We start from the raw sequence: 14,677 nt of genomic DNA, 5'->3' as shown, positions 1-14,677 counted from the left end.
GGCTACTTCTTCCGGTAGGTCTCGTCCAGCTTGGCCAGCCCCGCGGCGACCGTGGTCTTGCCCGCGAGCAACTCTTGGACCAGCGCGAAGTGGGCGGGCTGCACCTCGGCGTTCGGCCACGCCTGGTCCATGAACGGGTCGGCCTTGTCGCCGTCCAGGTACGGCAGGAACGGCTCCAGCACCGGGTCGATCTTGGAGGAGGAGTCGCGGACGAGCGGGACGCACGCGACGGCCTCGGCCCAGCGGTTGATGTTCTGCTGCTCGCCGAGGAACTCGATGAACTTCTCGGCGGCGTCCTTGTTCTTGCTGCGGGCGCTGACGCCGAGCCCGACGACGACCCCCGCGGGGATCCGCACCTGCGCCGGGTCGTCCGCCGCGGGCACCGGGAACATCGACAGGTCGGCGGCGTCCGGTGCGGCCTTGCGGAAGTCGGGCAGGACGGCCGAGACCTGGATCGCCATGGCGGCCTTGCCGGTCGCGACCATGGACGTCGCCTGCTCGAAGGTGGTGCCGTTGGGGTTGTCGTTGAAGTACCCGCGCTTCTGCAGGTCCAGGTACATGTTCAGCGCGTCCACCCAGCCGGACTTGGCGAAGGACGCCGTGCCCGCCTGCATCTGGGCGTCGAACTGCGGGTTCTTGGCGTACACGGTGGACGGCACCAGCGCGTAGGTGATCAGCTGCGTGATCCAGGGGGTCTGCGCGCCGAGCGCGATCGGGACCGTGCCCTTCTTCTTGAGCTTCTCGCAGACGTCGAGGAACTCGCTCCAGGTCTTCGGCGGCTCCACTCCGGCCTTGGCGAAGGCCTTCTTGTTGTAGATCGCGCCGATGACGCTCGACCCGGCCGAGTAGATGAAGGTCTTGCCGTCCTTCTGGAACGCCGGCTTCAGGCTCGCCGGGATCTTCTTCGTCCACGCCTGGTCGCTCAGGTCGGCGAGCAGCCCCGCCTGCGCGATCTGCGCCATGCTCATGGCGCTGCCGTTGCCCGGGTAGACCACGTGCAGGTCGGGGGCGTTGCCCGCGCCGAGCTGGGTGCGCACCGAGGTCTGCACCTGGTCGGTCGGCGCGAACGACGTGCTGAACTTGGCCTTGGTGTAGGCCTTGGTGAGCAGGTCGAGCGCCTTCTGCTGGTCGGCGACGCCCACCAGGCGCAGGGTTCCCGAGCCGCCCGACGACCCTCCGCAGGCGGCGAGGCCCAGCGGCAGCGCGGCCGCGGCGGCGGCGCCGCCGGACAGCCGCAGGAATCCGCGGCGGCTGAGGGCCGCCCTCTCGAACGACGATGTCATCTTTCCTCCTAGCGTTCGCGGCGCGGACCGCCGGGGTGGTGGCGGTCCCGGCCGCGGCCGTCCCGCGCGGGAACGGACGTCATTGAAGGGCCGCCGTGAAGCGGTAGTCCCCGGAGCCGATCCGGCAGCGCAGCTCCCGCGGCCCCGTCCCGGCGACCGACACTCCGGGGGCGTCCGCCACCGGTGTCCCGCCCTCCCGCACGCCGGCCGGGTCGTCGGTGGGGATGTGGACGGTGGCGGTCGCCCCCGGCGGTACCGCCACCCGCAGCTCGAACACGCCGTCGCGGCGGGTCCAGCCGGTGGAGACGAGCCCGCGCACCGACTCGTACCGCGCGCTCGCCCCGCTGAGGGCGCCGGGCCTCGGCCGGATCAGCAGCTCGCGGTAGCCGGTCGAGCCGGGCGCCTGGTCGAGGCCGGCGACGCCCCGGTACAGCCACTCGCCGACCGAGCCGAGCGCGTAGTGGTTGAAGGAGTTCATCGCCGCGGCCTGGAACCCGCGCTCGGGGGTGTAGCCGTCCCAGCGCTCCCACACGGTGGTCGCGCCGTGCCGCAGCGGGTACAGCCAGGACGGCGGGTCGGTGCGGCGCAGCAGCGCGTGCGCGAGGTCAGCGCGGCCGTGCGCGTCGAGGACCGGCGCGATCAGCCCCACGCCGAGGAACCCGGTGGTGAGTCCGGGCCCGGCCTCCTCGACCAGCTCGGCGAGGCGCCGCACCGCGCCCGGGACCAGGTCGTCCGGGAGGAGCTCGAACGCGAGGGCCAGCAGGTAGGCGGTCTGGGTGTCGCCGTGGACCCGCCCGTCCGCCGACACGAACCGCTCGGTGAACGTCTTGCGGACGTGGGCGGCGAGCGCGCCGTACCGCGCCGCGGCCTCCTCCGAGCCGACGACCTCGGCGGCGCGCGCCGTCAGCGCGGCGCTGCGGGCGAAGTAGGCGGTGGCGAGGACGTCGCGCGGCGTGGGTGTGGGCGCGAGCCAGTCGGCGAAGTGCGGACCCGTGCGGTTGCTCCACACGAGGTCGGGGTTGTGCCGGTGGACGTGGTCGACCCACGCGCACATGGCGTCGAGGTTGCGCTCCAGGAAGCGCTCGTCCCCGTAGACGCGGTAGAGATGCCAGGGAACGAGGACGCCCGCGTCTCCCCAGCCGGGCGCACCCTCGTCGGACACCCCCGCGAGCCTCGGCGCCACGTTGCCGAACGCCCCGTCCGGCGACTGCGCGCCCCGCACCTCGCGCAGCCAGCCGTCGAAGAAGGCGGCCACGTCGGCGTTGAGGCAGGCGGTCGGCAGGAAGACCTGCGCGTCGGCCAGCCAGCCGAGCCGCTCGTCGCGCTGCGGGCAGTCGGTCGGGACGCCGACGAAGTTGGAGCGCTGCCCCCAGGAGATCGCCTCGTGGAGGCGGTCGACGTCGGGGTCGGAGCAGGTGAACTCCCCCGCCCAGGGCGTGTCGCTGTGCAGCACCACGCCGGTGATGTCGCCCGCGTCGAGCGCGCTCAGGCCGGTCACCTCCGCGTACCGGAACCCGTGGTAGGTGAAGCGCGGTTCGAAGACGGTCTCGGCGTCCCCGCCCGCGATCAGCACGTCCGTCGCGTCGGCGGTGCGCAGGTTGGCGGTGTAGAGCGCGCCCGCCTCGTCCAGGGCCTCGCCGTGCCTGATGACGACCCGGTCGCCGGGGGCCAGGCCGCGCGCGGTGAGCCGGACGCGGCCGGCGAAGTTCTGCCCGAAGTCGACCAGGAACCCCCCGCCCGCGAGCGGGGTGACCGTCCGCGCCGGCAGTTCGCGGACGGCGCGGACCGGCGGCGCGACAGACGCCGTGAGCCGGCTCCGGTCGGTGGCGGCGACCCACGCCGTCCGCCATCCCTCGCCGTCGTGGCCTGCGTCCGGCAGGTCCCAGCCGGGGGTCTCGCGGCGCAGGTCGTGGCACTCCCCCATCAGCAGGTCGGCGTACCGGACGGGCGACCGCGCGCTCTGCCAGTCGCCGCAGGTCGCGACGACGTCGGCGGAGCCGTCGGCGTGCACGAGGTGGAGCTCGGCCAGCAGTTGCGGGAACGTTCCGTAATGCGCGCCCGAGCGGCGCTCGTCGAAGCCGACGAACCCGCTCCACCAGCCGTCCGCGATCGTGGCGGCCAGCATGTTCGCGCCGGTCCGGACGAGGCCGGTGACGTCGTACGCCTGGTAGTCGATGCGGTCGCGGTAGTCCGTCCAGCCGGGAGCGAGTTCGGCGTCCCCGACCCGCGTCCCGTTGACGCGGATCTCGTACAGGCCGCGGGCGGTGACGTAGAGCCGCGCGGCGACCGGTGCGGCGGGGGCCTCGAACGCCCTGCGCAGCCGGACGGCCGGCTGGAGGCCGTGGTCGGCGAGGGCGACCTCGCCCTCCTCCGGCGCGTCCACCACGTCCTGGACGGACGGGTCGTGCGTGATCCAGGCGGCGGACCATGCGGACGGGCTCAGCATCCCGGTCTCGAACCAGGACTCCTCCCGCGCGGTGGCGCCGTCCGTGCCGGTGACCTCGACCGTCCAGCGGTAGCGGGTGCGGGGCCGCAGCGCGGGGCCTCCGTAGCGGACGGAGACGGCGGACGGATCGTCCACGGGGCCCGAGTCCCAGACCTGGGCGCCGTCCTCGGCGCGGACCCGTACCCGGAACCCGCCGGGCGCGTCCCCGCGCCGTCCGGAGGACAGCCGCCATGACAGCAGCGGCTCGGGCTCGTCGATCCCGAGCGGCTCCGCCCGGTGCTCGCAGCGAAGGCCGTACGGCACCGGGCCTCGGCTCGGGGAACCCGCCACTCGCCCACTCCGATCGCAATCCCAACAAGGTGGACTGTGAAGATAACGGTGAAAAATGTGAGCTTGAGAGTAGAAGGGCCCTGATCAGGGTGTCAAGGTCCTGGATCCGCCCGTTTCGGCACCGCCGATGCGGGCGATGTGCGCATGCGGCGGCAGGCCCGCGGGCGCCCCGCGGCGCCCGTCACCGGCGGGCGCCGGTCAGGTCGCCGCCAGCTCGTAGGCAACCTTGTGCTCGTCGAGCCCGCGCAGCGCGTCCGCGTCGGCGCCGTCGTCGACGATGACGCGGTCGAACGCCGACAGCGGCGCGACCCGGTGGAGCGCCACCCGGCTGAGCTTCGAGTGGTCGATCAGCAGCACGCTGCGGGCGGCCGCGCTGAGCATGGCGCGCTTCACCGAGACGATGCGCTGCTCCTGGTGGTAGGCGAACCCGCCGGAGACCGCGGACGTCGACACGAAGCACAGGTCGACGTTGAGCGCCTCGATCGCGTCCACGCACGAGACCCCGAGGAACGAGTCGTGCAGCGGGTCGTAGTCGCCGCCGAGCGCCATCAGCCGGATGTCGCGCTCACCGGACAGCAGGTTGATGGCCTGTAGGAAGTTGGTGACGACCGTCAGCGGGGCCGCCCCGGCCAGCCGGCGCGCCAGCGCCAGGGCCGTGGTGGAGTCGTCGAGCATGACCGCCATGCCCGGCTCGACCATCTCGGCGGCCCGCGCGGCGATGGCGTCCTTGGCGGGCCGCATCGACTTCATCCGGTAGGCGACGTTGCTCTCGAACACCCCGGACGGCTGCGCGGTCACCCCGCCGCGGTGCTTGCGGACGACGCCCTGCCGCTCCAGTTCGTCGAGGTCGCGGTGGATCGTCATGAGGCTGACGCCGAAGCGCTCGGCGAGCCCCGCGGCGGAGACCGAGCCCGCGGACAGGACGATGTCGGCGATGTCCTGGCGGCGCCGCTCAGGTCCGCGCGCGTCCGCGCTCTGCCTGCCCATGCCGGAACCTCCCGCTGGCCGGCGCGCGCGACGGGGGGCTGTCGGCGGAGGCCGGGCGCCACACAAGGTAACACGTTCCGATGGTTTGTTAACACGAGGGTCAGTCGGGTTGACCCGCCTCGTCGGATCGCCGCACCGTGAGCGGCCTTTTCGCGGCCGGGCCTCCTCCGGTCAGCACCCTCCGGCGGCCGTCCCGCGGGTCCCATGCGGCGCAGCGCCCACAAGAACACCTGCGAATACCGCAAATACCATACGAAGCAGCTTATGGCCTAATTTCCGATTGTCTTGCCGAGTGATGATCAGAAGGGATATTGATAAGCCATCTGTCACTTGCCTCTCTTCGAATGGGACGGAATGACGACGACCCTGCCCTCCTTCCCCGCCGCGGACGAAACGCCGCTCGCCACCTGCATACGGCTGCGGGAGATCGCTCCGGTGGTCGAAGTGGAGTTCCCCGGCGGCGTCCCCGCCTACCTGGCATTGACCCACAATGCCGTCCGGGAGATCCTCGCCGGCGACAACAGGACCTTCCTGCGGGATCCGCGGCACTGGCCCGCCCTGCACGACGGATCGATCCCCGAGGACTGGCCGCTGCGCGCGATCGTCCAGGGCGGCCACCTGTCCACCAAGGACGGCGACGACCACCGGCGGCTGCGCGGGCTGGTCGGCAAGGCGTTCACGCCCGCGCGTGTGCAGGCGCTGGAGCCGCGCGTCCGGCAGATCGTGGAGGGCCTCCTCGACGACGTCGTGGCCGCGGGCGACGGCGTCGACCTGGTCCCCGCGTTCACCGAGGCGCTGCCGATGTGGGTGATCTGCGAGCTGTTCGGCGTCCCCGCCGAGGACCGGCCCCGGGTGCGCGAGTGGACCGCGGCGCTGCTCGCCCACACCACCCCGCCCGAGGAGGCGTTCGCGACGCAGAACGCCCTCCAGGCCTACCTGCACGGGCTGGTGGAGAAGAAGCGCGCGGAGCCCGGGAACGACCTCACCACCGGGCTGGTCCAGGCCAGCGACGAGGGCGACCGGCTCACCACCCACGAGCTGGTCGGCGTGCTGTGGCTGATGCTCGTCGCCGGCCACGAGACCACCGTCCACCTGCTCGGCCACGCCATCGTGGCGTTGTCCCAGCACCCCGACCAGCTCGAACTGGCCAGGGCCGAGGACCGGTGGGACGACGTGGTCGAGGAGACCCTGCGCTACCGGCACTCGGTGATGATGACCAGCTTCCGTTTCACCGCGCGGGAGGTGACCGTCGCCGGGGTCCGCATCCCCGAGGGGCGGGCGGTCGGCGTGGTCTACCAGGCGAGCGGCCTCGACCCGGCAGAGCACGGCGAGAGCGCGGACCGGTTCGACATCACCCGGGAGCGCGGCGCGCGGCTCGGCTTCGGCCACGGCCCCCGCTACTGCATCGGCGCGTCCCTGGCGCGCCTGGAAGGCCGGCTGGCGCTCGCCTCGCTGTACCGGCGGCTGCCGGAGCTCACCCTCACCATCGACCCGGACGACATCCCCTACTCGCCCTCGTTCTTCACGGTCGGGCCCCTCAGCCTGCCGGTCGCGCTCGGCCCCGTCCGGCCCTGACGCCCCGCCCCCGGTCCGGCGGCCCGCCCCGCCGGACCGGAAGCCCGCGGGCGCGGCCGGTCGAGAATCCGCCGCAACGCGCTCACCTGCCGCGCCGCCATCAAAGATCATCGGGTTTTGGCGATCCCCTGTGCGCCGGGGCGATTTGATGCATCCTTATCACGCCTTATACCGATATGGCCGCCGTGCGACGGGTCGAGGAGTCCTGCGCGCCAGTCACCGACGCTCACGAGGACACGAGGATGGCAACAGAAGCGAATCGAGCCCGCATGGAGCGCGCCCCGCTGGAACGCGCGTTCTGGGTCTGGTTGATCGCAGCCATCGTCACCGGCGGCGCATGGCTGGGCGCACTCCTGGCGGTGGACGAGAAGTCGCGCGCCGTCGTCGGGATGGGCGGCGGCGCGGGAGCGCTCCTGGTGAGCCTCGCCGCCGGGGTCGCCGCCTACCACGCCGAGTGCGCGCGGGCCGCCCGCGAGCGGCTGGCCCGGGTGGAGGCCGAGAGCGGCGTCCTGGAGCGCAGGCTCCAGGAGCTGGTCGACGGACCGCTCCCGGCACTGATCGGGCGGCTGCACGCCGGAGCCTCGCCGGACGAGACCCTCGCCGAGCTCCAGACCGTCCCGAACCACCTGCTGGGCCGCCTGGTGCGCATGGTGGCCGAGGGCGTGGCGGAGAGCGAGCGGCGCGCGGCCCGCGCCGGGACCGAGCTGGCCGCCCTGGAGGACGAGGTCGTCCGGCTGGCCGACTCGACGCTGCCGGTCCTGGTCGAGCGGATCCGGAGCGACCGCGCCTCGGCCGCGTCCGTGCTGGCCGAGTTCCCGGCGCCCGCGCACCCGGCGCTCGACCGGCTCCTCCGCTCGGTCGCCGACGACGTGGCCGGCGGGGAGCGCACCCGGGCGGCGGCCATGGCGGCCTCCGCCAGCGCGGCGGCGCGGATCCAGGCGCAGACGACCCGCATGCTCGCCGGGCTCCGGGAACTGGAGGACCGCTACAGCGAGGACGAGGTCTTCGGCGACCTGCTCGATCTCGACCACCACGTCTCCCAGATGGGGCGCCTGGCCGACAGCATCGCGCTGCTCAGCGGCGGGCGCTCGGGGCGGCGCTGGACCAAGCCCATCAAGCTGGAGAGCGTCATCCGCGGCGCCATGGGGCGGATCGCCTCCTACCAGCGCGTCCAGTACCACTCGACCAGCACCGCCGCCATCGCCGGGTTCGCCGCCGAGGGCGTCATGCACGCGCTGGCCGAGCTGATGGACAACGCCGCCAACTTCTCCCCGCACGGCTCGGCCGTGCACGTCTACGCCGAGGAGGAGGACGCCGGGGTCGTCATCACCGTCGAGGACAGCGGGCTCGGGATGCGCCAGCGCGAGCGGGAGCGCGCCGAGCGGCTGGTCTCCGAGACCGCCGACCTGACCTCGCTGCCCGGCACGCGGCTGGGCCTCGCGGTGGTCGGGCGGCTGGCGGGCAAGCACGGCCTGCGGGTGAGCTTCCGGCCGTCCTCGCGCGGCGGCGTCGGCGTGGTCATGCTGATCCCGCGGCAGCTCGTCACCCACTCCCCCGGCGGAACCGCGGCGGGCACCCTGGCGGAGTCCATCGGCGGCACGCCGAGGACCGCCGGCGGGCCCGCCCGCGAACCCGTGCCGGCCCTGTCCGCCGCACCGGCGGCATCCGGCGCGGACGCCTCCGAAGGAGCGTCCTACCTGCCGAAACGCCGACGCGGCGCCACCCTCGCCGGGACGGTCGAGCAGCCGGAGGCGCCACCTCCGGTGCCCCGCGACCCGGGTGCCCGGTTCGCCGCGTTCCGCGCGTCGACGTCGGGGAGCCACCGGATGCCCGGCGGCGCCGGGTCCGGCGGCGGGCGGAGCGAGACCACGTCCACCGAAGACCCCGACCAGTAGGGCTCATGGTTCGGCGGCCCGTCCCCGGACGGCCGCCGGGCCGACCGGTCCCGGCGCTCGTCCGGACCGCAGGATCGACAGATAGGAGGCAGGGGCGCGCGCCTGCGGCGGACGCCGCCCCGTGATCTCGATGAGCACCGATGAGCACCGACTCGACTGGCTCCTGACGTCCCTCGCGGAGCGTGCCCCCGGCGTCCAGCACGTCCTGGTGCTGTCCCGGGACGGGCTGAGGATCTGCCACACCCCCGGCCTGGACGACGACAGGGCCGACCAGCTCGCGGCCATCGCCTCGGGCATCCAGAGCCTGTCCATGACCGCCTCCCACGAGTTCGGCCGGGGCGTCGGCGCCGGCCAGTCGATGGTGGAGTTCGCCGGCGGGCTGCTGCTGATCATCCCGGCCGGGGAGGGCGCGCACCTGGCCGTCGTGGCCCGCGAGGACGCCGACGTCGGCCTGGTCGGGCACAGCATGAACGAGCTGGTGGAGCAGATCGGCGGCTACCTGACCGCGGCTCCGCGCACGTCCGCGTCGAGATGAAACCGCGCCCCCTGGACCTCGACGACCCCGACCGGCTCTACACCGTGACCGGCGGCCGCAGCCGGGTCGACGACGCGGCCCTCGACCTGGTCACGCTGGTCGTCGCCGAGAACGACCCGGCGCCGGGCATGCAGTCCGAGCACGTCGCGATCCTGCGGCTGTGCCGCCGCCAGCCGGTGGCGGTGGTCGAGCTGTCCTCCCATCTGCGGCTGCCGGTCAGCGTCGTGAAGATCCTGGTGCTCGACCTGCGCGACGCCGGCCACCTCACCGTCCGCCACCCGACGTCGGCCACCGCGACGACGCGACTCGCCGACCTGGAGACCCTGAAGGAGGTGCTCGTTGGACTCAAAGCCCTCTGACCGCGCACCGGACCCCGCGGGCGGCGTGCCGTTGCGGCGCAGCGTCCGGGACGCGCTGAAGATCGTGATCGTGGGCGGGTTCGGCGTCGGGAAGACCACCATGGTCGGCTCGATCTCCGAGATCCGCCCGCTGAGCACCGAGGAGATCATGACGAAGGCCGGCGTCGGCATCGACGACCCGAGCCGCGTCGCCGACAAGCGCACCACCACGGTCGCCTTCGACTTCGGCCGGATCTCCCTGGACGCCCACCGCGTGCTCTACCTGTTCGGCGCCCCGGGCCAGCAGCGGTTCTGGTTCATCTGGGACCAGCTGTTCGCCGGCAGCCTGGGCGCCGTCGTGCTGGTGGACACGCGCCGCCTGGAGGACTCCTTCTACCCGCTCGACCGGCTGGAGCACCACAAGATGCCGTTCGTGGTGGCGGTCAACCGGTTCGACGGCCCCGAGCCGCGCCCCCCGCTGGACCTGGTGCGCGACGCGCTGTCGCTTTCCGCGGACGTTCCGCTGGTCGACTGCGACGCCCGGAGCCGCGACTCCTGCAAGAGCGTGCTGGTCACGCTCGTCCGGCACCTCACCACCCTCCACGACCCCGCCGCGCTCCAGGAGGCCGCGCAGTGACCGACGAGACCGAGCAGAGCGAGCAGGCAGGCGGGGCCGCCCGGCCGCCCGCCGACGAGAAAGCCGTCCGCCTGTACGGGGAGGAGTTCGACCAGCGGCCGAAGGACTTCTTCGCAAGGATGCGGCGCGAGCACGGCCCGGTCGTGCCCGTCCTGCTCGAAGGCGACATCCCCGCCTGGTACGTCATCGGGTACCGGGAGGTCAACCACGTCACCGGCAACCCCGCCCTGTTCGCCCGCGACACCCGCCGCTGGAACGCCTGGGACATGGTCCCCGAGAACTGGTCGCTGCTGCCGTTCGTCGGCTGGAACCCCTCGGTGATGCTCGCCGAGGGCGAGGAGCACCACCGGCGCAGCGCGGCGATCAGCGACGCGCTGGACGCCGTCGACCGCACCGAGCTCGCGGGCATCTGCGAGCGCGTCGCCGACCACCTGATCGACGAGTTCGCCGGGGACGGCGAGGCCGACCTCGGCGCCCAGTACGCCGACCGGCTCCCGCCGCTGGTCATGGTCGGGCTGTTCGGCGTCCCCGACGCCGAGGTGCCGGACATGATCCGCGACATCCAGGACGTCGCGGGCTCCGACGAGAACGCCGTCGCGGCCTACGGGCGGCTCCAGGAGACCATGCGGCGGCTGGCCGAGACCCGCAGGGCGCGCCCCGGCGCGGACGTCACGTCCCGCCTGCTGCGCCACCCCGCCGGCTACACCGACGACGAGCTGGTCAGCGACCTGATCCCGATGATCAGCGCGGGGCACCTGCCGACCGGCCACTGGATCGGCAACACGCTGCGGCTGATGCTGGTGGACGAGCAGTTCGCCGTGACGCTCCAGGGCGGCCGCGGCAGCGTCTCACAGGCCCTCAACCAGGTGCTGTGGGAGGACACGCCGTCCCAGAACAACATCGGCCGCTTCGCCGTGCGCTCCTGCGAGCTGGCCGGACGCAAGATCCGTCCGGGCGACATGCTGATCCTGGGCTGGGCCGCGGCGAACGCCGACCCCCAGGTCGCGCCGCCCGCTCACGGCGCCGGCGCGGGCAACCGCGCCCACCTGTCGTTCGGCCACGGCGACCACGGATGCCCCTACCCCGCCCCGGAACTCGCCGAGGTCGTCGCCAGGACGGCGGTCGAGGCGCTGCTCGACCGGCTGCCCGACATGGAGCTCGCGGTGAAGCCGGACGAGCTCATGTGGCTCCCGTCCTTCTGGGTCCGCCGCCTGGCCGCCCTCCCCGTCCGCTTCACCCCGGCCCTGACCCCCCACCGCCCCCTCTGACACGCCGCCTTCCAGCCGGCGAAAACGGTTTGCCCGGCTCTCGCGACTCGATGAATCCTGAGCCGATGGACCTCAAGGACGCCGCGCGGGCCTGGCAGACCGACGGCTTCGTCATCCTCCCGGCGTTTCTCCAGGGAGACGAGCTGAGCGCGGCGGTGGACGAGTTACCCCTGCTGTTCCCGACGGCCGCGGGCTTCCACGACCGCACCGACCCGCGAGCGGAGCGTTTCGTCGGCGACGAGTTCGCGGGGATCGACGCCTTCCCCTTCGCGAGCACCGCGATCAGCCTCCTGGCCGTCCACCACCGCGTCCTCGATCTGGCCGAGGCGCTTCTTGGCGGCGGCGACTTCCACGTCTACACGGCGGAGGCCTGGGCGAAGTACACCGGCGCCTGCGACTACGACCAGGACCTGCATCGCGACTACCTCAACCACACGCTCCTGGTGCCGAGCACAGCGGCCGAGTTTCGGCAGTTGGAGATGTTCGTCTTCCTCAGCGACGTGCCCGAGGAGCTCGGGCCGCCGCATCTGGTCTCCCGCAGGCACACCGCGGCGCTGCCTTCGGTGCCCAACTGGTTCCTGCGGCCTGGGCGGGCGGGCTCCGGGCGCTTCCTCGACGCCGGTGGCGGGCCGGACCTCTACGAGGCCGAGGTGTCGGGTGCCGGGCCCGCCGGAACGGTCATCGCGTTCGAGGCGGGGACCTTCCATCGCGGCACCGGGCTGACCGCGCCGCGCGGCGTCCGGTACAGCATGCATCTGGGGTTCCGGCCGTCCGGCGTCGGTTGGGGGCAGCGGATGGGATGGGCCATGCGCGGCTACGAACGGGCGTGGGTCGACTTCGTCCACCGCGCCGATCCGCGGCAGCTCCAGGCCTTCGGGTTCCCGCCGCCCGGCCATCCTTACTGGACGCCCGAGACATTGGCCGGGACGGCGCTCCGGTACCCGGAGCTCGACCTGGCGCCGTGGCGGGGCGGGTTCAGCGGCGGCCGTGCGTGCGGTAGGGCTCCGCGTCGCTCCACTTGACGTCCAGGCCCAGGCCGGGACGGTCGGAAGCGGGGACGAGGGCGCCGTCCTCCGGGGTGAGCGTTCCGTCGAAGAGCAGCCCCTCGACGCGGACGTGGTCGTGGAAGTACTCCAGGTGGCGCAGGCGGTCGACCGCGCAGAACGCGTGCGCCGAGACCGCCGGGGCGCAGTGGGCGGACAGGTCGATCTGCCGCGCGGCGGACAGCCCCGCGACCTGGAGCAGGCCCGTGATGCCGCCGCACCGGGTGACGTCGGCCTGGAGGCAGTCCACGGCGGGGCCGTCCAGAAGGTCGGCGAAGTCCTTCAGGACGAACCCGTACTCCCCCGCGGCGACCTCCAGCCGCCCCGGCCCCTCGTCGCGGACGAGGCGCAGGCCCACGACGTCGTCGGAGCTCACCGGCTCCTCGAACCACCGGACGTCCCACTCCTCGGCGAACCGCCGCGCCCAGTACAGGGCGTCCTTGCGCGTCAGGGCCCCGTTGGCGTCGGCGTACAGTTCGGCGTCCCCGATCGCGTCCCGGACGGCCGCGAGCCGCCGCGGGTCCTCCTCCGGCCGCCGCGACACCTTCAGCTTGACCCGCGGTATGCCCTGCCCGACCCAGCCGGAGAGCTGGTCCGCGAGGCGGTCCAGGGGGTAGTTCGTGAAGCCGCCGCTGCCGTAGACGGGCACCCGGTCGTGGAAGGCCGGTAGCGCCTTGAACAGCGGAAGCCCGAGCAGCTTCGCCTTGAGGTCCCAAAGCGCGACGTCGACGGCGGACACCGCCATCGCCCCGACCCCGGGGCGTCCGGCGTTGCGGATCCCGGCGAACATCCGCTCCCAGGCCGCAGGCGGGGCGAGCGCGTCGGCGCCTCGCACCGCGGACGCCAGCTTGGACTCCACGAACGCGGCGACCGACACGTCCCCGTAGGTGTAGCCGATCCCGGTCTGCCCGCCGGCGCTCACCTCGACGAGGACGAGGGTCGTCGAATCCCAGCGGAGCGTGCCGTCCTCCTCGCTGCCGCCGGGCCCGTCGGTGGGCGCCTCGAAGGCGTGCACTCCGACATCGTCAACCTCCACCTCGCCGCGCGGACGCATCGCTCCTCCCTTCGTCGGCGTCTACCTAACCCTGGGGCCGGACCTAAACCGGAGAGGGCCTCGGCACCGCACCATACTTAGGAGTATGGTTCCGTACCATGGAGTATGGAGATGAGATCACGCACCGCGTGCGGGCCCTCGCGCCGACGCTCGCCGAACGCGCGCGGGCCGCCGAGGACGCGCGCCGGCTGCCCGACGAGACCATCGCCGACCTGGCCGGGACCGGGCTGTTCGACATGCTGGTGCCGAAGCGGTTCGGCGGCGCCGAGCTCGGGTTCGAGGCGATGGCGGCGGCGTGCCGCGAGGCGGGCGCCGGATGCGCCTCCACGGGCTGGCTTTCGGTCATCTACACGCTGCACAACTGGATGGTCGCGCTGTTCCCCGAGCAGGCGCAGGCCGAGGTCTGGGCCGACCGGCCGTACGCGCTTATCCCCTGCGTCCTGTCGCCGGGCGGGACGGCGGCGCCGGCGGACGGCGGGCACCGGGTCACCGGGCGCTGGTCGTGGGGCAGCGGGGTGATGCACGCCGGGCACGTGATGGTCATGGCGCTGGTCACCGATGGCGACGCGATCGAGCCGCGGCTGTTCCTGCTGCCGCGCGAGGAGGTGGCGGTGCACGACGTCTGGCACACCAGCGGGATGCGGGGCACCGGCAGCAACGACATCGAGGTGCCGGACGTCTTCGTCCCGGCGCACCGGTCGGTGCCGCTCGCCGACCTGGCGGAGGGGCGCTCGCCCGGCTCCCTCGTCCACCCCGGGCCGCTCTACCGGACGCCGCTCGTGCCCGTCTTCGCGCTGACCGGCGCGGCGCCCGTCCTCGGCGTGGCCGAGGGGGTGCTGGCGCGGTTCGCCGAGCGGACGCGGGGCCGGGTGATGGCCTACTCCGGCGAGCGGCAGCGCGATACGGCGGGCGCGCAGGTCCGGCTCGCGGCGGCGACCGCGGACCTGGCCGCCGCCCGGCTGCTGCTGGAGGACGCGCTGCGCGGCGTCGTCCGCGCCGTGGCGGACGGGGACTGCGATATGCGGCGCCGCGCCAGGGCCCGGCTCGTGGCGGCGCACGTCGCCGGGACCGCCCGGCGGGTCGTCAACGACCTGTGCTCGGCCGCCGGGGCGAGCGCGCAGTTCAGCGACTCCCCGTTCCAGCGGGCGCAGCGGGACGTCAATACGATCTCCGGGCACGTGGTGTTCGAACCGGACGCGGCGTACGCCCTCTACGGCAGGATCGAGCTGGGACTGGACCCCGGCCCGGTGACCCTGGTGTGACGGCGGCCCGGCGGCGGAGGCAGG

The 14,677-nt window shown here is 73.4% G+C and carries 12 protein-coding genes; 8 read left to right on the top strand and 4 right to left on the bottom strand.

The window, feature by feature from the left end; genetic code table 11:
- Positions 1 to 2: 2 nt before the first annotated feature.
- From K4S16_RS25285 to K4S16_RS25275, 3 genes are all read right to left on the bottom strand, one after another.
- The gene (locus K4S16_RS25285) at positions 3 to 1,283 is read right to left on the bottom strand and encodes an ABC transporter substrate-binding protein (RefSeq protein WP_149261509.1); all 1,281 of its coding nucleotides are present in this window, start codon (positions 1,281 to 1,283) and stop codon (positions 3 to 5) included.
- A gap of 79 nt (positions 1,284 to 1,362) precedes the next feature.
- Positions 1,363 to 4,032, bottom strand: a complete 2,670-nt coding sequence (locus K4S16_RS25280) for an alpha-L-rhamnosidase (protein WP_200842096.1) — start codon at positions 4,030 to 4,032, stop codon at positions 1,363 to 1,365.
- 225 nt (positions 4,033 to 4,257) lie between these two features.
- Positions 4,258 to 5,046, bottom strand: coding sequence for a DeoR/GlpR family DNA-binding transcription regulator (locus K4S16_RS25275; protein WP_149261507.1), 789 nt, complete (start codon positions 5,044 to 5,046; stop codon positions 4,258 to 4,260).
- Positions 5,047 to 5,400: 354 nt separating this feature from the next.
- Between K4S16_RS25275 and K4S16_RS25270 the strand changes: the two genes are divergently transcribed.
- The 7 genes from K4S16_RS25270 (at position 5,401) to K4S16_RS25240 (ending at position 12,316) form a co-directional block, all read left to right on the top strand.
- Positions 5,401 to 6,621, top strand: a complete 1,221-nt coding sequence (locus tag K4S16_RS25270; protein WP_149261506.1) for a cytochrome P450 — start codon at positions 5,401 to 5,403, stop codon at positions 6,619 to 6,621.
- Positions 6,622 to 6,890: 269 nt separating this feature from the next.
- A complete protein-coding gene (locus K4S16_RS25265; RefSeq protein ID WP_149261661.1) occupies positions 6,891 to 8,516 on the top strand; it encodes a sensor histidine kinase KdpD in 1,626 nt (541 codons plus the stop codon).
- A 130-nt stretch (positions 8,517 to 8,646) separates the two neighbouring features.
- Positions 8,647 to 9,051: a roadblock/LC7 domain-containing protein gene (locus K4S16_RS25260; protein ID WP_149261505.1), complete on the top strand. Its 405-nt coding sequence runs from the start codon at positions 8,647 to 8,649 to the stop codon at positions 9,049 to 9,051.
- The gene (locus tag K4S16_RS25255; RefSeq protein WP_149261504.1) at positions 9,048 to 9,410 is read left to right on the top strand and encodes a DUF742 domain-containing protein; all 363 of its coding nucleotides are present in this window, start codon (positions 9,048 to 9,050) and stop codon (positions 9,408 to 9,410) included. Before K4S16_RS25260 ends, K4S16_RS25255 begins: the two co-directional genes overlap by 4 nt.
- A complete protein-coding gene (locus tag K4S16_RS25250) occupies positions 9,391 to 10,026 on the top strand; it encodes an ATP/GTP-binding protein (RefSeq protein ID WP_375708346.1) in 636 nt (211 codons plus the stop codon). Before K4S16_RS25255 ends, K4S16_RS25250 begins: the two co-directional genes overlap by 20 nt.
- Positions 10,023 to 11,294, top strand: coding sequence for a cytochrome P450 (locus K4S16_RS25245; protein ID WP_149261503.1), 1,272 nt, complete (start codon positions 10,023 to 10,025; stop codon positions 11,292 to 11,294). Before K4S16_RS25250 ends, K4S16_RS25245 begins: the two co-directional genes overlap by 4 nt.
- Before the next feature lie 65 nt (positions 11,295 to 11,359).
- Entirely contained in the window at positions 11,360 to 12,316 is a 957-nt protein-coding gene (locus K4S16_RS25240; protein ID WP_149261502.1) for a phytanoyl-CoA dioxygenase family protein, read from the top strand.
- Here K4S16_RS25240 and K4S16_RS25235 read toward each other — a convergent pair.
- Entirely contained in the window at positions 12,270 to 13,391 is a 1,122-nt protein-coding gene (locus tag K4S16_RS25235) for an enolase C-terminal domain-like protein (protein ID WP_149261501.1), read from the bottom strand. The genes K4S16_RS25240 and K4S16_RS25235 overlap by 47 nt on opposite strands.
- A gap of 98 nt (positions 13,392 to 13,489) precedes the next feature.
- Here K4S16_RS25235 and K4S16_RS25230 point away from each other — a divergent pair, with 98 nt between their 5' ends.
- Positions 13,490 to 14,653: an acyl-CoA dehydrogenase family protein gene (locus K4S16_RS25230; protein ID WP_149261500.1), complete on the top strand. Its 1,164-nt coding sequence runs from the start codon at positions 13,490 to 13,492 to the stop codon at positions 14,651 to 14,653.
- Positions 14,654 to 14,677 lie beyond the last annotated feature (24 nt).

This window comes from Actinomadura sp. K4S16, from assembly GCF_008327685.1.
Taxonomy (GTDB): Bacteria; Actinomycetota; Actinomycetes; order Streptosporangiales; family Streptosporangiaceae; genus Spirillospora.
Note: the sequence above shows the minus strand (reverse complement) of the source record. Positions and strands in the feature narration are given on the sequence as shown.

What these genes read in the sequence shown, in the direction of transcription:
- K4S16_RS25285 (WP_149261509.1), bottom strand. Translation starts at nt 1,283, where the DNA reads ATGACATCGTCGTTCGAGAGGGCGGCCCTCAGCCGCCGCGGATTCCTG.
- K4S16_RS25275 (WP_149261507.1), bottom strand. Translation starts at nt 5,046, where the DNA reads ATGGGCAGGCAGAGCGCGGACGCGCGCGGACCTGAGCGGCGCCGCCAG.
- K4S16_RS25270 (WP_149261506.1), top strand. Translation starts at nt 5,401, where the DNA reads ATGACGACGACCCTGCCCTCCTTCCCCGCCGCGGACGAAACGCCGCTC.
- K4S16_RS25265 (WP_149261661.1), top strand. Translation starts at nt 6,891, where the DNA reads ATGGAGCGCGCCCCGCTGGAACGCGCGTTCTGGGTCTGGTTGATCGCA.
- K4S16_RS25260 (WP_149261505.1), top strand. Translation starts at nt 8,647, where the DNA reads ATGAGCACCGATGAGCACCGACTCGACTGGCTCCTGACGTCCCTCGCG.
- K4S16_RS25255 (WP_149261504.1), top strand. Translation starts at nt 9,048, where the DNA reads ATGAAACCGCGCCCCCTGGACCTCGACGACCCCGACCGGCTCTACACC.
- K4S16_RS25240 (WP_149261502.1), top strand. Translation starts at nt 11,360, where the DNA reads ATGGACCTCAAGGACGCCGCGCGGGCCTGGCAGACCGACGGCTTCGTC.
- K4S16_RS25235 (WP_149261501.1), bottom strand. Translation starts at nt 13,391, where the DNA reads ATGCGTCCGCGCGGCGAGGTGGAGGTTGACGATGTCGGAGTGCACGCC.
- K4S16_RS25230 (WP_149261500.1), top strand. Translation starts at nt 13,490, where the DNA reads ATGGAGTATGGAGATGAGATCACGCACCGCGTGCGGGCCCTCGCGCCG.